The organism is Deltaproteobacteria bacterium, from assembly GCA_009692615.1.
Classification (GTDB): Bacteria; Desulfobacterota; Binatia; order UBA9968; family UBA9968; genus DP-20.
Genome location: SHYW01000030.1, coordinates 14,388 through 33,016 on the forward strand (window position 1 = coordinate 14,388; position 18,629 = coordinate 33,016).

Annotated in this window: 17 protein-coding genes; 11 read left to right on the plus strand and 6 right to left on the minus strand. The window is 57.8% G+C overall.

Features of this window, described 5'->3' with window-relative positions; all coding sequences use genetic code 11:
- Positions 1–40: 40 nt before the first annotated feature.
- Entirely contained in the window at positions 41–871 is an 831-nt protein-coding gene (locus tag EXR70_09515; protein MSP38714.1) for a hypothetical protein, read from the plus strand.
- Positions 872–1,080: 209 nt separating this feature from the next.
- Positions 1,081–1,560 carry a Uma2 family endonuclease gene (locus EXR70_09520; protein ID MSP38715.1) on the plus strand — a complete coding sequence of 160 codons (480 nt, stop codon included), beginning with the start codon at positions 1,081–1,083 and terminating at the stop codon, positions 1,558–1,560.
- Between the two features lie 105 nt (positions 1,561–1,665).
- Here EXR70_09520 and EXR70_09525 read toward each other — a convergent pair whose 3' ends face one another.
- The gene (locus tag EXR70_09525) at positions 1,666–2,127 is read right to left on the minus strand and encodes a hypothetical protein (protein MSP38716.1); all 462 of its coding nucleotides are present in this window, start codon (positions 2,125–2,127) and stop codon (positions 1,666–1,668) included.
- A 290-nt stretch (positions 2,128–2,417) separates the two neighbouring features.
- Here EXR70_09525 and pcaD point away from each other — a divergent pair, with 290 nt between their 5' ends.
- From pcaD to EXR70_09555, 6 genes are all read left to right on the plus strand, one after another.
- Positions 2,418–3,212 (plus strand): 3-oxoadipate enol-lactonase, encoded by a 795-nt coding sequence (gene pcaD / locus EXR70_09530; GenBank protein MSP38717.1) that lies wholly within the window; start codon positions 2,418–2,420, stop codon positions 3,210–3,212.
- Positions 3,205–3,588, plus strand: coding sequence for a 4-carboxymuconolactone decarboxylase (gene pcaC, locus EXR70_09535; GenBank protein ID MSP38718.1), 384 nt, complete (start codon positions 3,205–3,207; stop codon positions 3,586–3,588). The genes pcaD and pcaC overlap by 8 nt, the downstream gene beginning before the upstream one ends.
- Positions 3,589–3,698: 110 nt before the next feature.
- Positions 3,699–4,412, plus strand: a complete 714-nt coding sequence (gene pcaH, locus EXR70_09540; GenBank protein MSP38719.1) for a protocatechuate 3,4-dioxygenase subunit beta — start codon at positions 3,699–3,701, stop codon at positions 4,410–4,412.
- A complete protein-coding gene (pcaG, locus tag EXR70_09545) occupies positions 4,409–4,981 on the plus strand; it encodes a protocatechuate 3,4-dioxygenase subunit alpha (GenBank protein MSP38720.1) in 573 nt (190 codons plus the stop codon). Before pcaH ends, pcaG begins: the two co-directional genes overlap by 4 nt.
- A gap of 196 nt (positions 4,982–5,177) precedes the next feature.
- Complete coding sequence (gene pcaB / locus EXR70_09550) at positions 5,178–6,518, plus strand: 3-carboxy-cis,cis-muconate cycloisomerase (GenBank protein MSP38721.1); 1,341 nt, start codon at positions 5,178–5,180, stop codon at positions 6,516–6,518.
- Between the two features lie 149 nt (positions 6,519–6,667).
- On the plus strand, positions 6,668–8,248 hold the full coding sequence (locus tag EXR70_09555; protein MSP38722.1) for an ATP-dependent acyl-CoA ligase: 1,581 nt from the start codon (positions 6,668–6,670) through the stop codon (positions 8,246–8,248).
- Here the strand turns inward: EXR70_09555 and EXR70_09560 are convergent.
- The gene (locus EXR70_09560; protein ID MSP38723.1) at positions 8,240–8,821 is read right to left on the minus strand and encodes a DUF488 domain-containing protein; all 582 of its coding nucleotides are present in this window, start codon (positions 8,819–8,821) and stop codon (positions 8,240–8,242) included. The genes EXR70_09555 and EXR70_09560 overlap by 9 nt on opposite strands.
- A gap of 38 nt (positions 8,822–8,859) precedes the next feature.
- Here EXR70_09560 and EXR70_09565 point away from each other — a divergent pair, with 38 nt between their 5' ends.
- The 3 genes from EXR70_09565 (at position 8,860) to EXR70_09575 (ending at position 13,005) form a co-directional block, all read left to right on the plus strand.
- Positions 8,860–10,098 (plus strand): MFS transporter, encoded by a 1,239-nt coding sequence (locus EXR70_09565; GenBank protein ID MSP38724.1) that lies wholly within the window; start codon positions 8,860–8,862, stop codon positions 10,096–10,098.
- A gap of 185 nt (positions 10,099–10,283) precedes the next feature.
- Complete coding sequence (locus EXR70_09570; GenBank protein ID MSP38725.1) at positions 10,284–11,243, plus strand: extracellular solute-binding protein; 960 nt, start codon at positions 10,284–10,286, stop codon at positions 11,241–11,243.
- Entirely contained in the window at positions 11,188–13,005 is a 1,818-nt protein-coding gene (locus EXR70_09575) for an iron ABC transporter permease (GenBank protein MSP38726.1), read from the plus strand. The genes EXR70_09570 and EXR70_09575 overlap by 56 nt, the downstream gene beginning before the upstream one ends.
- A gap of 340 nt (positions 13,006–13,345) precedes the next feature.
- On the opposite strand, the gene argC is transcribed toward EXR70_09575, so the two are convergent.
- The 4 genes from argC to EXR70_09595 form a co-directional block, all read right to left on the minus strand.
- Positions 13,346–14,302, minus strand: a complete 957-nt coding sequence (argC, locus tag EXR70_09580; protein MSP38727.1) for an N-acetyl-gamma-glutamyl-phosphate reductase — start codon at positions 14,300–14,302, stop codon at positions 13,346–13,348.
- Positions 14,303–14,397: 95 nt separating this feature from the next.
- Positions 14,398–15,510, minus strand: coding sequence for an aromatic ring-hydroxylating dioxygenase subunit alpha (locus EXR70_09585; GenBank protein MSP38728.1), 1,113 nt, complete (start codon positions 15,508–15,510; stop codon positions 14,398–14,400).
- A 66-nt stretch (positions 15,511–15,576) separates the two neighbouring features.
- Entirely contained in the window at positions 15,577–17,517 is a 1,941-nt protein-coding gene (locus EXR70_09590; protein ID MSP38729.1) for a guanylate cyclase, read from the minus strand.
- Between the two features lie 115 nt (positions 17,518–17,632).
- Positions 17,633–18,604 (minus strand): ABC transporter substrate-binding protein, encoded by a 972-nt coding sequence (locus EXR70_09595; protein ID MSP38730.1) that lies wholly within the window; start codon positions 18,602–18,604, stop codon positions 17,633–17,635.
- Positions 18,605–18,629 lie beyond the last annotated feature (25 nt).

Sequence of the window (18,629 nt, forward strand, 5' to 3'; positions counted from 1 at the left end):
GCGGGGGTTGCACTAAACGCAGCGACCGTAGGGAGGTCTGATGCTAGCCAAAATTCAACACGCCGCCATCGTCAGTGAAAATTTCGTGCGCGAAGCGAAGTTTTTCGAAGCCGCATTCGGCATGAAGCGCTCGAAGCCCGGCTCCGAGGAAGAGCAGAAGGCGATTCGCACCAACTACGCGGTCAGCGTCAGCGACGGTAACGTCGGTGTGACGATCATCGGCCGCAAACCCGGCTACGTGCCGGGGCTGCACCATTTCGGCGTCGATGTCGACGACGTCGGCGAAGCGATGGCGCGGATCAAGAAAAAATATCCCGAAGTCGCCGTGCTCAAGCGGCCGTCCAATCGTCCCTTCGCGACCTACGGGGCGCACGATCCCGAGGGAAATTATTTCGACTTGACTCAAGAGGGAATGCCGAACCGGCGGGATGTTTATACGGAACAGCAACACGAGCAGCCGCGGCGGATTCATCACATCAAGTTGCGCGTGATGAACGCGCCGCGCATCGCCGAGTTCTATCGCGACCTGTTCGACATGCGTGAAGAAGACAAGGCACTCGAAGACCCAAACTTTTATCTCACCGACGGCCAGGTGCGCTTGATCGTCGCGCCCTGGAAGATGAGCGACTTCGAAGGCGCCGGCATCGACCGGCCCGGCATCGAACATATCGGCTTCAAAGTCGAAAGCATCGAAGCGGTCAAGAAAGAGTTGGCCGCGCTGCGCGCAGCCGATCCAGAAATGCGCGAGCGCATCATCGCCGAGCCGAGCGAAGCCGAACGGCGCGTGGCTTTAATTGCGTCGTGCCGCCACGGGCAGTTTCAGTGTTCGAGTCCCGATGGGTTGTTTGTCGATGTTTTGGAGCAGCACTAACGAACGGTTGAGTAGTGGTTCAGTTTCGCCGGAATCTGTAGGGGCGGACCTATGTGTCCGCCCGTTCGGAGGGCCGACACGCAGGTCGGCCCCTACAGTGAGATGCGATGTTAAAAACAAACTGAACCACAACCGACGGTTGGCTCAATTGTCATTGCTGTGGGTAATTGTGCTGTTCTACATAAGGTGAATTCACGGGGAACTCGACCGTGCCAAAACTAGAAAGGCCGCATTTTACAGCCGCCGAATATTTGTCTATGGAGCGTGCTTCGAGCGAGAAGCATGAGTATGCTTTCGGCGAGATCTTCGCGATGACCGGCGCGTCGCTGCGGCACGTCGCCATTGTCGGTAACATTGCCAGTGAATTGCGCAATCAACTGCGGCAACGCCCCTGCCAAGTTTACTCGATGCACCTACGGGTTTGCGTCGACCGGAACCATCGCTACACCTATCCGGATGTCGTGGTGTGTTGCGCTCCGGCGCAGCTTTTGGATGAGACGCTGGACACTTTGCTCAACCCCGAACTGATCGTCGAAGTTCTTTCTGAATCGACCCGTAACTACGACCGCGGCGACAAGTTTCAGCAGTACCGTGGCATTCCTTCTTTCCGCGAGTATCTGCTCGTCGATCAAGCAAAGGTTCATGTCGAGCGCTATTCAAAGCAAAGCGATGGCACCTGGTCGCTGTGAGAAACCGACCTGATCGATGACGTGGTGCGGCTGGAATCGGTCGGCGTCGCGCTGGCAGTCTCGGAAATTTATTTCAAGATCGATTTCGAACGGCCGCTGTAAGAGTTAGTCCCCCTCAGTTTTCATCTCCGGCTCCTTCAACACATGCTCCACCAGCCGCGACAACTCTTCGTAGGGCTGCGCGCCGACCATCAGATATTTTCCTGCTAAAAACGTTGGCACGCCGTTGATGCCGAAAGACGCGCAGCGTTTCCAATCTTCATCCACGGCGTCTTTGTATTTGCGGCTGAGGAGCACGTCGGTGGCTTCGTCTTTGGGCAGGTCGTTGCGTTCGGCGACTTCCGCCAGCACTTCGATTTTGCCGATGTTTTTCACGTCGACAAAATAGGCGCGGAACAGTGCGTTGGCGACTTCTTCGGCTTTGCCTTTGGTTTCCGCCCATGCTGTCAATTCCTGCGCCAGCCGGCTGTTGAAGGACATGTTGCGTTCGGCGTTGAACGGCAAACCTTCGCGCTCCATGTTCACTTTCATCTTGCCGTTGCGCGCGATGATTTCCGGGCCGCGCACGCTGCCTTCTTCCGGCGTTTCCGGATGGAGCGGGAAGTTGGTGAATTTGATTCCTAGACCGTATTCGTTTTTGAGTTTCTCGACACGCCCGGTGACGAGGTAGCACCAGGGTCAAACGAAGTCGGAAAAGATTTCTAATACTAAGGGTTCGGACATACAGACCTCCAGTTCAAAACGTTCCAGCCGTGCAATCTGTTAAAACGGATTCTACGGTCGATGCTCGGTGGAAGTCAAAGGCTTTTTCGCCGGCTAATTTGACTTTCACCGATGCGCTCGGATAGTTTCACACCATGCCATTTTTGCAAATAGACGGTTACGTTCATCACTACGAGATTGACGGTGGCAAGGACAAGCCGGCGCTGCTATTCGCCAATTCCCTCGGCGGCGATCTGCGCATTTGGGACGGCGTTGCTTCACGTTTGTTACCGCACTTTCGCATCGTGCGTTACGATCTGCGCGGCCATGGGCTGACCGAAGCGCCGCCGCCGCCGTATTCGGCTGACGACCTGGCGCGGGATGTGGGCGGCTTGCTCGACGCGTTGGAAATCAACGACGCAATAATTTGCGGCGTATCGGTCGGCGGCATGATCGCCCAGGCGTTCGCGGTGAATTATCCCGCGCGCGCGCGCGCGCTGGTGCTCTGCGATACCGGCGCGAAAATCGCGACGGCCGAAGCCTGGCAGCAGCGCATCGACAAGGTGCGCGCCGACGGGGTGGCTTCGCTCGTGCAAATGACCATGGAGCGTTGGTTTTGCGCCGGCTTTCGCGAGCGCTGCGCGCTCGACGTGCGCGGTTATTCGCTCATGCTGCGGCAGACTTCGCCGGACGGTTATGTCGGAACTTGCGCGGCGCTGCGCGATACCGATCTGCGCCAGGCTGTGACGCAAATCAAAAAGCCGACACTGGTGCTGTGCGGCGCGGAAGATATCGGCACGCCGCCGGAGTTGGGCCGCGAGTTGGCCGGTTCGATTCCCGGCGCGCAGTTTTGCTTGATCGACAAGGCGGCGCATCTGCCTTGCATCGAGCAACCGGCGGCGGTGGCCGAGCGCATGATGGAGTTTTTTCGGGAGGTAAAAATTGTCTGACGAACTTTTCGACAAAGGCATGGTGGTGCGCAAAGCGGTGCTCGGCGAAGAATACGTCGCGCGCGCCGAAGCGAACAAGACCGAGTTCGACCTTGACTGGCAGAATTACGTGACCGAGCACGCCTGGGGCGCGGTGTGGACGCGGCCGGGATTGGAACAACGCACGCGCAGCATGTTGACCATCGCGATGTTGGCATCGCTTGGCAGATTGGACGAACTCGGCGCGCATATCCGCGCCACGCGCAACACCGGTGTGACGAAAGAGGAAGTGAAAGAAGTGCTGCTCCAAGTCGCCGTCTACGCCGGCGCGCCGGCGGCGAACTCGGCATTCGCCATCGCCAAGCGGGTTTATAAGGAGATGGAAGGAAAGACGTAATTCACTACTCACCACGAAGACGCGAAGGACACGAAGTTCGGAGAATAATTTATCCAAAACCTTCGTGTCCTTCGTGCCTTCGTGGTGAAAAAATCAGAGGAATAATTACGATGCAAATAAAACCGTACAACCCGCGCGACTGGCGCTCCCATCCGCCTTACAGTTTCAAAGCCTACGGCTCGTCGGTCAAACGCGGGCCGCTCAAGAAATTAATTCCGCTTACGCAAACTCTGTCCGAGATCACCGGGCCGTTGTTCAGCGATATCAAACTGGAGCCGGGCGAGGACGATCTGACGCGCAATGCCGACACCGGCAAAGAGGCGATGGGTGAGCGCATCATCGTGGTCGGCCGGGTGTTGGATGAAGACGACAAGCCGGTGCCCAATACTTTGATCGAAATTTGGCAGGCCAACGCCGCCGGGCGCTACGATCATCCGGTGGATCAACATAACGCGCCGCTCGATCCGAACTTCACTGGCACGGGGCGCTGCGTGACCAATGACAAGGGCGAGTATCGTTACTTGACGATCAAGCCCGGCGCTTATCCTTGGTTGAATCACCCCAACGCGTGGCGGCCGGCGCATATTCATCTGTCGTTGTTCGGGCCGAGCTTCGTGACGCGGCTGGTGACGCAATTCTTCTTTCCCGGCGATCCCTTGATTCCGCTCGATCCGATTTTCAATTCGGTGCCGACCAAAAGCGGCCGCGAGCGGCTGATGTCGAGCTATGCGCACGACGTGAGCGAGCCCGAGTTCGCCTTGGGCTATCGCTTCGATATCGTTTTGCGCGGCCGGAAAGCAACGCCATTCGAGGGACCGCAATGAGCAAGCAAACACCTTCGCAAACCGTCGGCCCGTTCTACGCCATCGGCCTGACGCGCCAGCCGATGAACGTCATGACGGCCGATTCGACCCCAGGCGAGCGCATTCGTATCGAAGGACAAGTCTTTGACGGCGACGGCGTGGTGATCCCCGATGTCATGGTGGAGATCTGGCAGGCCAACACCTACGGCCGCTACAATCATCCCGATGACAAGCAGGAGAAACCGCTCGATCCGACGTTTACGGGTTGGGGCCGTTCGGGCACCGATGAAAAATGTTTCTACAGTTTTGAAACCATCAAGCCGGGCTCGGTGCCGGGGAATGACGAGAGCGTGCAAGCGCCGCACGTGAATGTCGTCGTATTTGCCCGCGGCATGTTGGTGCACGCGTACACACGCGTGTATTTTGCCGACGAGCCGGCGAATGATAGTGATGCAGTTCTGAATTCGATTAAGAACAAACAGCGGCGCCAGACTTTGATTGCCGTGCCCGGAATGGAGAACGGCAAAACAGTTTATCGATTCGACATTCGGCTGCAGGGCGATGGCGAGACGGTTTTTTTCGATATGTGAATTGGTTTTATCTCGGTGCGTTTCGGCCTCTCCCGCTGGGAGAGGATTGAGGTGAGGGCAAAGCGGCATGCGCGCAAGGGCGACCGCCGGTCGCCCCTACAAGAGCCCTCAACCTAGCCCTCTCCCAGCGGGAGAGGGAACCGGTGGATGGGTTTTCGGAAGAGATTCGGATTGTGAGGAATTGTCGCTTCTGCCAATGAGTTTACTCGATTCAACTATTTTCGCGCCGCTGTTTGGCGATGATGAGATCAATCGGCTCTTCAGCGACCCTGCGTATGTTCGCGCGCTCGTCGAAGTCGAAATCGCGCTCGCGCGCGCTGAAGCTCATGTCGGTGTGATTCCCGCCAGTGCCGCCGAGCAGATTGATAAAGTTGCCGCGGATAAAATTGATCTCGCGGCTTTGGCGGCGGGGACTGTGCGTTCCGGCTTTCCGATCATCGCGTTGGTGCAGGAGTTGCGCAAGCAAGTTTCCGCCGATGCCGCGCCTTATGTTCACTGGGGCGCGACGACGCAGGACATTGTGGATACGGCTTGCGTGTTGCAGCTGCGTGCCGTCATTGAGTTGATCGGCAAGCGGATTAGCGAAATTGTTCGCAACTTGAGCGTGCTGGCGGAGCGGCATCGTTCGACGGTGCTCGCCGGACGGACCCATAGCCAGCAAGCGTTGCCGATTACCTTCGGCTTGAAAGTGGCCGGTTGGCTGGCGCCGCTGCTGCGCCACGTTGTGCGATTGCAGGAAATGCGACCGCGCTTGCTGGTCGTCCAGTTCGGCGGTGCGGCTGGAACGTTGGCGGCGCTGGGCGACAAAGGTTTGGCGGTGACGCAAGCATTGGCGAGCGAATTGAAATTGGCCACGCCGCTGACGCCATGGCACACCCAGCGCGATTGTTTCGTTGAATTCGCCGGCTGGTTGAGTTTGCTCACCGGCTCGCTCGGCAAGATGGCCCAGGACATTATTCTTCTGGCGCAGACGGAAGTGGGCGAAGTCGGCGAGTCGGGCGAAGCGGGCCGCGGCGGCAGCAGCACCATGCCGCAGAAGTCCAATCCGATAACCAGCGAGTTGATCGTCGCCGCGGCGCGCATGAATGCGTCGTTGCTGTCGGCGCTGCACAACGCGCAGATTCAGGAACAGGAGCGCGGCACCCATGGCTGGCAAGTGGAATGGCTGACGTTGCCACAGATGATTCAGCTGACCAGCGGCGCTTTGAAGCACGCGGATTATCTGGCAAAGAATTTACAGGTTGATGCACAAGCGATGCGGGCGAACATTTCACGCGCTAACGATGTTGTCCTCGGCGAAGCGGCGGTGTTCGCTTTGGCTATAACGATGCCGCGCGCACAGGCAGAGGAATTAGTAAAAAAAGCCTGCGCCATCGCCGTGTCGGAGAACAAATCGCTCATCGATGTGGTCAAGAATCTCGCCGGAGATTCGGTTACATCGATCGACTGGCAGGCATTGGCAAGACCGGAAAATTATCTCGGCGAGAGTGAGAAGTTGATCGACAGAGTTTTGGCATTCAGCAAGAAAATCGGATGACGAATTAAAATTGTCGACAGGTGTTCCGAATTTTGAATAGGAGGCAGAGAGGGGTTTCTAGGCGCCGTGAAAAATCCCCCTCGATCCCCCTTTGAAAAAGGGGGAAGTCGGATCAAGAAAATATAAGAGTGTGACTTAGACTATTTCCTATGAACTACGAATCCCCTGCAACGTTGACGGAATTAATAGCTGGGCGCGCCAAGCGCCATCCGGACAAGCTTGCGCTGATTTTCAAAGACCGTCGTTGGAGCTATGGCGAGTTGCAACGGGAAGTGGACCGCGTGGCCAATGGCTTGCTGCGCGTGGGAGTGAAGAAAGGCGACCGCATCGCGTTTTTTCTGCCCAATTGCGGCGAGTTTCTGTTCTCGGTGTTCGCTGTCACCAAGATCAGCGCGGTGTTCGTGCCGCTCAATCCGCAGTACATCGCCGAAGAAGCTGAATATGTGTTGCAACACTCCGAGGCGTCCATCGTGCTCACTTCGCCCGAGCTGTTGCCGTTGATCGAATCGGTGCGCGGTAAACTCGCCAAACTCAAGCAGGTGATCGTCACCGGCGCGGGGGAATTTGCCGGCGCGCTTTCCTGGGACAAGTTTTTATCCGGCGTGGCGGACGCGGCGCCGAGCATTCCTCTCGATCCGGAAGAGTTGGCATCGATCACCTACACTTCCGGCACCACCGACCGGCCCAAGGGCGTCATGCTGTCGCAGTACGCTTATGCCTTCGCGCCGCGCATGCGCGCGCTGGGTTTGGGCTGGAACGAGAACGATCGCGTGCTCTGCGTGCTGCCGCTGTTTCACGTCAACGCGCTGTGCCACACCTGCATCGCCATGCTGTCGGTGGGCGGCAGCATCGTGCTGACGGAAAAATTCAGCGCGTCGCGTTTCTGGGACGAGGTGCGCGAGCATGGCGTGACGACATCGAGTTTGATGCGGACGATCCCGCAGATTCTGCTCGCCCTGCCGGAGAAAGCCGACGACGGCGACAATCCGCTGCGGCTGATCGTTACACTCTTGTCGCTCGAAATGCATCTACGTTTCGAAGAGCGCTTTAAGCTTACAGGCGTGCCTTCCTACAGTCTCACCGAAGATATTCTCAGCGTCATCGGCCCGCAGAATATGCCGAAGGAAAAACTCGGTAGCTGCGGCGTGGTGCTGGCGCCGGAGGTGCATCGTGTGGCGATTCACGACGAGGAGGGCCAGGCGCTGCCGACGGGCAAGGCCGGTGAGATCGTCAAGCAGAGCCCGACGGTGATGCAGGGTTATTATAAAAATCCCGAAGCGACGGCGAAGGCTTTGAAGAATGGCTGGCTCTACACCGGCGATCTCGGTTATCTCGACGCCGACGGTTATCTCTACTTCGTCGATCGCGTGAAAGACATGGTGCGGCGCGGCGATGAGAATATTTCTTCGGAGGAAGTGGAGCGAGTTTTGAATTCGCACCCTGATGTCGCCGAGTCGGCAGTGATCGCGGTTCCTGATTTGATTCGCGGCGAGGAAGTGAAGGCCTACATCGTCCTCAAGTCGGGCGCTGCGCCGAGCAGCGTGCCCGCTGAAAATATCTGGAACTTTTGCAAGCCGCACTTGGCCGCCTACAAAGTGCCGCGTTATGTCGAATACCGCGACGAGCTGCCGAAAACGCCGAGCTCGAAGGTGCAGAAAAATATTTTGCGCGATGAGAGCAAGCAGGGCGGCGGGCAAGTCTTCGACCGGCTTGCCAGTCAGTCAAAATAATTTGCCGTTGGGATCTTCTGCGGTTTCTCCTGAATAGACGATTCTGGTTGCGTCGACCTGCGCGAAGTTTGGCAGTTGATGTTCGTGGCAGCTGTCGTCGCGGATATGCTGGACGTTCCAGCCGCGTACGAGAAAGGCGTCGGCGAGCAATTGTCGGTGGCAGCGCCAGTGCACGGCTTCGGCGCACATGATTGCGATGCGCCGTTGGTTCGCGAGCGGTTCAAGCTCCCGCATGATCCGTGCGAACTTTTCCGTCAGCATAAAATCGGCGTAGGCACGAAAGGTGGTCACTCGCCAAGTGCTATTCAACGAGTTTGGGTCGGCTTTGCGAAAGCCGCCCAAGTCTTGGCGCCAGTTATAAACAATGCCGTTCGCTTCGAGTGAGACGGCGAGCGTTTCGCGGTTGAAGTGGGGATGGCGACGCGACATCGGCCAGCGGCGCACGTCGACCAGCAATTCAATTCGATGCGCGTTCAGCAGTTCGATGAAATCTTGGATTGTCCGCGTCGAGTGGCCGATGGTGTGAATCGCATGCGCCTCGCCGCAAAATTTATTCTGCACTACTTCGCTCATCGGCTGTTACCCATGCACAGGGATGCTATCATCGCGCCATGTGGCATTCGATCCCGCTGACGTTTTTTTGGTTTACCTATTTCGGCTCTCTCGGAATATTTTTTCCATATTTCAGTCTCTATCTGCGCGAGAATGCCGGCTTGTCGGGAAGTGAGACGGGAATGATTCTGGCGATCTCACCGCTCGTCGGTATGATCGCCCAGCCGTTTTGGGGACATATGGCGGACCGCACCGGCGCGCGCACGCGCACGTTGGCGTTTCTCACCTTGGGCACGGCGCTCGGCTATCTCGGACTCGGCTATGCGCAGGGTTTTGCGGCCGTCGTGCTCGCGACCGCGGCCCTCGCTGTCGTCGGCACGGCGGTCTTTCCGCTGATGACTTCGGTGAGCTTAGCGATTCTGCGCGACGCGGGACGCCACGCCTTCGGCCGCGTGCGCGCTTGGGGCACCATCGGCTATTTCATTCTCATCCTGGTTTTTCCCGTAGCGCTGGCGAGTTATCAACCGGCGCTTCAAGTGGGCGCGAGCCTCAAGCCAGCTTCACAGCCGGGACTCGGCCTGATGTTTCCTTTGACCGCGGCGCTGGTTTTGATTGCCGCATGCGTCGCCTTTCTCTTGCCGCAAAAAGGCGTCGTCGCTTTGCGCGCGGCGCGCGGCGATTGGCGCGAGCTATTGGGCAATAGGCCGTTCCTGCGCTTTCTGATTTTTTCCTTGCTGGCGAATATTCTCATGCAGGGGCCGATGTGGTTGTTTCCGATCTTCGTGCGCTCGCGCGGCGGCGATCTGACGACGATTCGCAATATCTGGATTCTCATGCTGATCGTCGAAATTCCTCTGGTGCTGTCGACTGGCAGCGGCCTCAAGCGCTTGGGCGCGCGCGGCATGTTGACGGTCGGCGTGACGGTGGGTGGTTTGCGCTGGCTGCTCTCGGCTGTGATCAGCGATCCAGATTGGTTTTTCTTTGTCCAAGCGCTGCACGGCATTACCGTGGTCGGATTGAACTTAGGCAGCCCGCTGTATTTGGATGTGGTCGCGCCGGAGAAGTTGCGCTCGACGGCCCAAGGCATGCTCTCGATGGTCGGCGGCGGTTTGGCGGGAATACTCTCGAATTTGACCGCCGGCTGGCTGGTCGAGCACAAGGGCGCGGATCGGCTCTATCTGATCTGCGGCATCGGCTCCTTGCTGTTGGGACTGGCGGCGACTTGGATTCTGCCATCGGTAAAACGGCCGACCGATGGGTTGCCGGCGGAAGTCGCGGTGAGCGATACATTCGCTTGATATCGCGCATGCACCTGGAATATACGGTAGCCAGGTTCGCACTGCTGTAATTCCACGGAGGTCGTATGACGCATTGGCTTCGGGTGTTGTTCTTACCGTTGGCGTTTTGCTGGCTTGACTCGCATCTTGCATGGTAGGCGGCGGCGCCCGCTTCGACCGATCAACTTTACGCGACGCTGGCCAAGTTGCCGGCGGAGCAGCGCGCCAAACAGTTGGAAGAAGGCGCGCGCAAAGAGGGCGCGCTCAACTTCGTCCACACCTGGCGCGGCAAGAACGCGCGCGATCACGTCAAGCTATTCGAGAAGCGCTACGCGTTCCTCAAAGTCGAGATGGGCGATCTCGGTTCGCAAGACGCCGCGGAGCGTTTCATCGCTGAGGAAACCGCCGGGCGCCATCTCACCGACATTCTCACTTTGGGCGTGCCCGACTTGGCGATCATCCTCAAACAAAATCTGCTGGCAAAATATATCACGCCGGCGACGAAAAAGATTTTAAAACCCTATCAAGGCTTTCTCGACCCGGACAATCATTGGATCCCGTGGTACTGGGCTGAGCATGGGATTTCCTACAACACCAATCTGGTCAAACCGGACAAGGCGCCCAAGGCGTGGTTCGATCTCTGTAAGCCTGAGTTCAAAGGCCAGGTTTCTTTCGATCCGTCGGAGACGCGTTTCTTGGCCGGTATGTACGTCATGTTGGGTGAAGCGAAGGCCAAAGAGTGGCTCAAGTGCATGGGACAGAATCAGCCGATTGTGCAAACTGGCCACACCCAGCGTATGGAGCTGATGCTCACCGGCGATCACGCGGTGCAAGGGGATAATTATTTTTACACCGGCGTGGAGCAAAAGCAGAAAGATCCTAAGGCGCCCTTCGCGATGGTTTACAGCGCGCCGGTGCTGGCCTTCGCCGGCGCCATGGTGATCAACAAAAATACTCAGCATCCCTATGCCTCGGCGTTGTTCGTCGACTGGACCCTCGGCGAAGACAGCCAGGGTATGATCAACAGCATCCTGCGCGGCCCGTTGACGACCAAGCATCCCTATCTGCCGGACAACATCAAGCTGGTGACGTACAACGTCGTCAGCGAGGATGTCACGAAGCGCTTGCATGAAGCTTGGGGTCAATACATCGGCCGGGCGAAGTAAGAGCGGCGTTGCGCCGATGTTTAATAGCTCGCGTTCTAGCGGCGCCGCCAACCGTTCGCCGGTTTCCAGCGGTGGCCGGTTGGTGTTGGTCGGGCTGATCGCGATTCTTCTTTATCAAGTTCTGCTGCCTTTGGTCCTGATCGTTTGGACCAGTTTTAAGACCTTACGTCCCGGCGAGGCGGGCTTTTTGGATTTCAGCTTCACCTTGGCGAATTATTCTCGCGCCTACGGTGTCAGCGAGTTCTGGCAGGCGAGCGTCAATACGATTTATTTCGCATTGGTGTCCACCGGTGCATCGTTCGCACTCGGAATCTTTCTCGCCTGGGCGGTGGAGCGCACTAACACGCCGCTCGGGCGCGTGATCGGCATCATCACGCTCAGCCGCATCATCATTCCCGGCGTGATCATTACGATCTCGTGGATTCTGCTCGCCGCGCCCAACATCGGCGTGGTCAATTATTTGATCGAGCAAGTCACCGGCGTCAGCCGCGTGCTCAATATTTATTCTTTCTGGGGCATGGTGTGGGTACAAAGTTTAGAGATGACGCCGCTGGCCTATTTGCTCATGTCCGCGGCATTGCAGTCCATCGATCCGCGCCTGGAAGAAGCCTCGGCCATCGCCGGCGCGGGCACGTGGCCGACGCTGCGGCGGATCTCGTTGCCGCTGGTGTTGCCGGCCGGTGCGGCGGCGGCGTTGCTGCTGTTCATTCAAACCGTCGAGAGCTTCGAAGTGCCGCTTCTGCTCGGCGGCCGCGCGCGCTTCGCGGTTTATACGACGGAAGTTTATTTCAATACTTCGCGCATGCCGACGGACTGGGGTTTGGCGAGCACTTACTCGATGGTGCTATTGGTGTTGTCGATGGCGCTGCTGTTTGTTTACTTTCGTTTGGTCCGCCACGGCGAGCGCTATCAGACCATCACCGGCAAAGATTTTCGGCCCCGCCGCATCGATCTCGGCGGCTGGAAATATCTTAGCTGCGCGGTGAGCTTGCTGTTGGTCTTTCTCATCACCGGCCTGCCTTTTCTCGTCATGCTCTACGCGTCGTTCTTGCCGCGCTTCCAAGTGCCCACTCAAGAAACGCTGCAAGCGCTGACGACGGTCAACTACAAAAGTCTGTTCGACGACGGCGGCTACGCGATCACGCCGATCGTCAATAGTACGCTGCTCGGCATCGGCACGGCTTCGGTGGTGTTGCTGTTGGTCTCCGCCATCAGTTACTTCGTGCACAAGACGCGAGTGCGCGGGCGCAAGCTCCTCGACTTTCTCGGCTTCGCGCCGATCGCGTTGCCGAGCGTGGTGCTCGGCTCGGCGTTTCTCTGGCTTTATTTGATCGTGCCGCTGCCGGTGATCGGCTCGCTGACCGTCATCGGCCTGGCTTACTTGACGCGATACTTGCCCTACGCTTTGCGTTTCGTGTCGAGCGCCATCGTGCAAATCCACACCGAGCTCGAAGAAGCCGCAGCGGTGGCCGGCGGCACTTGGTGGAGCAATCTCTATCGCATTTATCTGCCGCTGCTTCGTCCCGGACTGATGGCGGGCTGGTTTTGGGTGATGGTGCACGCCTATCGCGAGCTGACGATCTCGCTGATGCTGGCTCGGGCGAGAAATCGCACGGCGTCGGTGATCATCTTCTATCTGTGGACCAGCGGCTCATTCCCGCAGCTGAGCGCCTTCGGCGTGCTGATTTTTCTCATGCTGATCGTGTTGGTGACGATCTCGCAATCGCTCAGCAAACGTTTCGGCGTGCGCGAGCAGTGGTGAAGGCGCTGCCAGAAGAAAAAGAGATCGGAATATTTCTCGCAAAGGTGCAAAGACGCCAAGTTCGGAAAAGAATTTATTTCTTAAAAACTTTGCGCCTTTGCGGGAGGAATATCCGAATCCGAAAGTCTTCGACTTCTGCAAAATTTGCGCGAGGCGCGCAAGCCCTTATTGATGGCAGTGCAAAGAACGCAAAGTAGGGGGCGGTCGCGACCGTCCCTTCCGACGATCCGCTGCAAACCATCCGATTCCCCGAGTAGCCATGTTTCATGGCGTATCGAGGGGGGAGAATCCCTCGCTACGCGCTGCGCGCTACTCGGGAAATCGGATACTGCATAAAAATCTAGGCGGGCAGACCGGTGCCTTCGGCGACGCCGAGCATGAGATTTAAATTCTGTATCGCCACACCGGCGGCGCCTTTGCCGAGATTGTCCAAGCGCGCCATCAGGATCACGTGGCCAGATTGATGCGGCAGGACGCGCAGGGAAATTCGATTGGTGTCGTTGAACTCTTGGGGATCGAAGCTTAATTCATCGGACTCGCTGGCTTCGGTAAGCGGTTCGACTGCAACGAAAACTTCTTTATCGTAGCGTGCGGCCAACACTTCCCACATCGCTTTACTCGATCCAGATTTTGGCAACGACTTGGCCGGCAGCATGATCTCGACGCGCATGCCGCAGCGAAACGGGCCGACGTTGGGAAGAAATTGCGGCTCGGTGGTCAACGCGCCGTGGCGCATGATTTCCGGAATATGCTTGTGCAGCTTGCCGATGCTGTACGGCGCCTCGTGCGGCAGATGGATTAGCTTCTTCTTCGGATCTTCCCAGCGTTCGATCATCGCGCGTCCGCCGCCGGAGTAACCAGACAGCGCGTGAATCGCCAGCGCCGTGTCGGGCGCGATCAATCCGGCATCGACGAGCGGGCGCGTGAGCAATATGGCTGCGGAAGCATAGCAACCGGGATTCGCAACTCGCTTAGCTTTCGCGATCTGTTCTCGCTGGCCAGCGATCAATTCCGGTAAACCGTAAACCCAACCGGCATTGACGCGGTGCGCCGTGCTGGCATCAAGAATCCGCACCGGCGAATCGGCAAGCCAAGCCGCGGCTTCCTTCGCTGCGTCGTCAGGAAGGCAGAGCAGCACGATGCTCGCGTCTTGCAGCGCCTTCTTCCGCGCCGCCGGGTCTTTGCGCAGCTTCTCCGGAAGCGTGACAACTTCAAGATCGTTGCGTCCGGCGAGCCAGTCGCGGATGCGTAGCGCGGTGGTTCCTGCTTGGCCGTCGATGTAGATTTTAGGTGGCATAAATTCTTCGCTGGAACTATTCGGAGTGAATATTACGACGATTCGTTGAGCTTAGCAAAACTCGTCACCGGCGCCTGCGCCGCGCGGGTCGGCACTCATGTCACAACTGCACTCAAGTTGGCATAGAGGAGTTTGTGAAACAGATGCTCGCCAGCTTCGCGCCGAACCGAGAGGCGACCCGTATTGTACACGCGAGAATTCAAACCACGTTGGACCGATTCGCAGATCGCAACGTCCTCCGACTGAATCTGTTCGCTGACGGCGATGCTGGCGAGATTCTTTTCTCGTGCCGATTGCGAAACGTCGGCGAAGTAGTAGTCGAAGATGACTTCGGTCTTGTCGACGCCGTGTGGGATGACGAGATTGGTGTCCATCACTTCGTCGTAAACATTGATCATGAAGTTCGGATATAGCCAGAAATAGTTGGCGCGCTCGCCTTGACGCACGGCGGCGTTTGGCGATTTAGTTTTCCCGCTCGCAATCGGGCTCGATTGCAGACAGAAATGTTCACCGGTTTCGATCGTGTATTGGCTGTAGTCGAGCACGCTGGCGAGGCCGCCGTGAATATGCGGCACATGGTAACCGCCGTCGAGGTAGTTGTCGACGAAAACTTTCCAGTTGCAATTCAAAGAATAACTCCGTCGCTCGAACCACTTCAGTCGTTCAAGGTGCAAAGGTTCAATACGTTCAATCAAGTCGGCGGAGAGAAATTCTTCTAGGGTTGGGCCGCCACCGTCAAGTTTCACGAACACCCAACCATGCCATTCCGCGGTTTGAACCGGAACGAGGCCGTTGGCGCTACGATCGAAGTTGGCAACTCCGGCAAACTCCGGCGTGAGAATTAGTTTGCCTTCGAGGTCGTAAGTCCAGCCGTGATACGGGCAACGTAGATTTTCGGCTTTGCCTTCGCACTTTGTCGCAACAGCCGCGGCGTGATGGCGACAGACGTTGAAGAAGCCGCGCAGGACGTTGTCGTTGCCGCGGATGACCAAGATCGGCTCACCGGCAACCTCGTGCGTGATGTATTGCCCTGCTTCACGAACTTGATCAGCGCGGCCTGCGAATTGCCAAGCGCGCGAGAAGACCGTCAGCCGTTCTAGTTCGAGGATGCCTGGGTCGGTGTACCAAGACGAACGCGGTGTTGAAGCCGTGGAGAGTTGGCGTTTTGGCTCGTAGCTTTCAATTATTTTTTTAACGTTTGTTCCCATACTTAACGCGCTCGTCGCGAACCAAGTCGGTTACCGCTCCGAACATCCCCGCTCAGGTTGCCAAGCTTACTCCGGCAGACCCGCTTTGGTGGCCGCCGGCATGTAGACCTCGCGCCACAGTTTTTTGTAGGCCTCGGGCGACGATGGGAATGGGTAAGTGCCGCCATTCGAAAGCTTGAAGTTTGGCGCGATGCGAAACAGTTCCGCCGCAGTCGCTTTTGCTTTCACCAGGTCGCCTTTCTTGGCGTAGGCGGCTGCAAGATTGTAAAGCGGGTTGGGGTTCTTCGGAGCTTCCGCGCGCGCCTTTTCGATCCACTCGATCGCCAGGTCGTCGTGGCCCAGAAAAAAGTGCCCCACGCCAAGGAAATTCATCGAAGAAAAATTCTGTGGCCCGCGCGGATCGAGGGACAAAGCTTGCTCCGCATACCCGATCGTTTTCTTCGGCTCCCCACTGATCAGACTCGCGAAGGCCAGGCCATTGTAGAAAGGTGAATAGTTGCGGTTGAGTGCAATGCCGTTCTGGAACGCGGATATCGCCTGCGACAGGTCCCTTCGGAATATGAAGTAATTGCCCAGCCCCTCATAGGTGAAGGCGTTGGCCGGGTCGAGTTCTTTGGCTTTGAGGGCAATTTTGTAACCCTCTTTGAGTTTTTCCTCAGCGACTTGCGGACCCAGCACATTGATGAATAAACGTCTTTGATACATGAGGCAGACTGCCAGGTGTGCCATTGCGTCGACGCTATTGGGATCCAGCAGCAAAAGCTCGCGAAAGAGCTTTTCCTGTTGTTGCAGGTTTTCCAAAGTCGGGGACTTGGTAGTCAGGGCCACAGCGCGCAGCAGCAGGTCGCCCGACTGCGGGTCGATTTTGCGCGCCTCACTCTCGCGGGCAGCCGCCACTACTATCTCCCGCCCGATGGAGTTGGCAATGCGCGAGGTGATCCGGTCTTGCAGGGCAAACAGGTCGGAGCGGTCGCCATCGAAGGTCTCGGCCCAGAGCTGCCCGCCGGAGGAGGTGTCGGCCAGTTGGGCGTTGATGCGGATTTTTTCACCGCTGCGCTGAACGTTGCCCTGCAAGGCATAGCGCACGCCCAGATCCTTGCCTACTTGCTGCACATTGATCTGCTTGTCTTTAAAAGTGTTCGCAGTCGTCGCGGCGATTACAAAGAGCCCCGCCGCGCGTGACAGGTCAGTGGTAATCTTGGTGGTCAGGCCGTCGGCCAGGTAAGCCTGCTCCGAGTCGCCGCTCAAATTGGCGAACGGCAGCACGACGATCGAACGGCGCTCGGTGGAGGCGACATTTCCGCCGAGCGTCCATCCATGTTGGCGCACAAACCAAGCGCCGCCGGCGACAATGAGAATCACAATAGCGGCGGCGGCGAACAATATCCCCCGGCGGCGCGGAGTTGGCGCGATCTCGACCGCCGGCTTGGCGATCTCCGGCGCCTGTGGCAGCTCTTCCTCGGCCAGCGCTGCGATGTCTTTCGCCGCTAGCCCAAACACGCCGACCGCGCGGGCGATGTTCTTCACCGTCTGCTCGCCGAGATCGGCGAAGGATAACGAGAGCTTGTCGCGAATTTGGTCGTTCGCCATGCGGGAGATGCACAGCCCGCCCGGCTCGCACAAGGTCTCAAGCCGCGCCGCGATGTTGACGCCGTCGCCGAAGATGTCGTCCCCGTCGATGATGATGTCGCCGACATTGATGCCGATGCGAAAGATGACGCGCTTGTCCTCGGCCTCCTCGGCATTGCGGCTCAACATGCCGCGCTGCACGGCGACGGCGCAGGCCACCGCGTCGACCACGCTAGCGAATTCGACGAGCAGGCCGTCGCCGGTGGTCTTGACGATGCGGCCATGATGGCCGGCGATGGCCGGATCGACCAGCTCGCGACGATGGGCTTTGAGTTTATTCAACGTGCCGACTTCGTCTGTGCCCATGAGACGGCTATAGCTGACGACATCAGCCGCCATGATCGCTGCGAGCCGGCGCTCGACGGTTCTGTTTGCCACAAATAATCCTCTGATTCGGGCGATGGTGTCAGGGTTAACAGTTAATAAAGAAGAAGAAAATAATTGATAAAAATATCGGCGGCGGAGTATTTCTTTGAGTAAACCGTCAATGAGTCTATTTCGCTCCCGCTGAGTTTCCCATATCACGCCTGGCTTGTTCCGCAAAAGCCCAGTTGCGGACTTTGTCGAGCGGGACGGGGTCTTTGCTTTTCAGTTCCAGCATCGACTGATCCACTAGGGATTGCACCGCGGCGTCAGACACAACTCCGCCGTCGGACCAACTGCGCTTGCCGAGATCGTAGCTTCGCGCGGCGACTTCGCGGTCGAGCTTTAGCCAGTGCATTAGTATCTGCGTGGTCTCCTCGCGGTTGGCGCCGGCGAAGGCCATGGCGCGGAAGACGGCTCTGATTACGCCATGGACTTGTTTGGGATTTTTCTGAATCGTCTCGTCGCGGACGGCGAGACCGGCGAGCGGTAGCTCTAAGCGTTCGCCGAACCAAAGCAAGTCTTTGTAGCCGACTTTTTCCGCTTGCAGGTTGTAAGGCAGAGTTAAAATCGTCGCGTCGACGCTGCCGGAAAGCAATGAAGCGTAGCGCGCTGCGGCGCCGCCCATTTGCAATCGAATAATATCCCGATCGGGGTCCAAGCCATCTTGTTTGGCGACCGTGCGCAGCGCGAGATCGGCGGCGGCGCCGTAGCTGCCGATGGCGATGCGTTTGCCTTTGAGATCTCTGATCGAGTTTACTTCTCGTTTGACGGTGAGAAAATAATCGGGGCGGCCCAACAACACCGCGATCGTTTTGACCGGCAAGCCGGCGGTGGCGGCCTTGATCGCCGAAGTGCTCGGTGTCGCGTAGTCAACGTTGCGAGTGAGCAGCGCGTTGACCGCGATGTTAGTGCGCATCGTAATCGTCAATACGTCAAAGCCTTCGTCGCGGAAAAATCCTTTGCGCGCGGCGATCTCGATGGGCAGGGTACTAAGGCCGGCACCGGTGGAGGCGATCTTAATTTCTTCGGCGGCGAGGAAATGGGGCGTCGAGACAAAAAGAAAACACAGTAGCACGCAGACACGCGATGACAGCCGCATTTTATTCCGTCACCTTTGCGCCTTG

Bases quoted from the DNA above. Each gene is read 5' to 3' on its own strand.
- EXR70_09515 (MSP38714.1), top strand. From the start codon at position 41: ATGCTAGCCAAAATTCAACACGCCGCCATCGTCAGTGAAAATTTCGTG.
- pcaD (MSP38717.1), top strand. From the start codon at position 2,418: ATGCCATTTTTGCAAATAGACGGTTACGTTCATCACTACGAGATTGAC.
- pcaH (MSP38719.1), top strand. From the start codon at position 3,699: ATGCAAATAAAACCGTACAACCCGCGCGACTGGCGCTCCCATCCGCCT.
- pcaG (MSP38720.1), top strand. From the start codon at position 4,409: ATGAGCAAGCAAACACCTTCGCAAACCGTCGGCCCGTTCTACGCCATC.
- pcaB (MSP38721.1), top strand. From the start codon at position 5,178: ATGAGTTTACTCGATTCAACTATTTTCGCGCCGCTGTTTGGCGATGAT.
- EXR70_09555 (MSP38722.1), top strand. From the start codon at position 6,668: ATGAACTACGAATCCCCTGCAACGTTGACGGAATTAATAGCTGGGCGC.
- EXR70_09560 (MSP38723.1), bottom strand. From the start codon at position 8,821: ATGAGCGAAGTAGTGCAGAATAAATTTTGCGGCGAGGCGCATGCGATT.
- EXR70_09565 (MSP38724.1), top strand. From the start codon at position 8,860: ATGTGGCATTCGATCCCGCTGACGTTTTTTTGGTTTACCTATTTCGGC.
- EXR70_09575 (MSP38726.1), top strand. From the start codon at position 11,188: ATGTCACGAAGCGCTTGCATGAAGCTTGGGGTCAATACATCGGCCGGG.
- argC (MSP38727.1), bottom strand. From the start codon at position 14,302: ATGCCACCTAAAATCTACATCGACGGCCAAGCAGGAACCACCGCGCTA.
- EXR70_09585 (MSP38728.1), bottom strand. From the start codon at position 15,510: ATGGGAACAAACGTTAAAAAAATAATTGAAAGCTACGAGCCAAAACGC.
- EXR70_09595 (MSP38730.1), bottom strand. From the start codon at position 18,604: ATGCGGCTGTCATCGCGTGTCTGCGTGCTACTGTGTTTTCTTTTTGTC.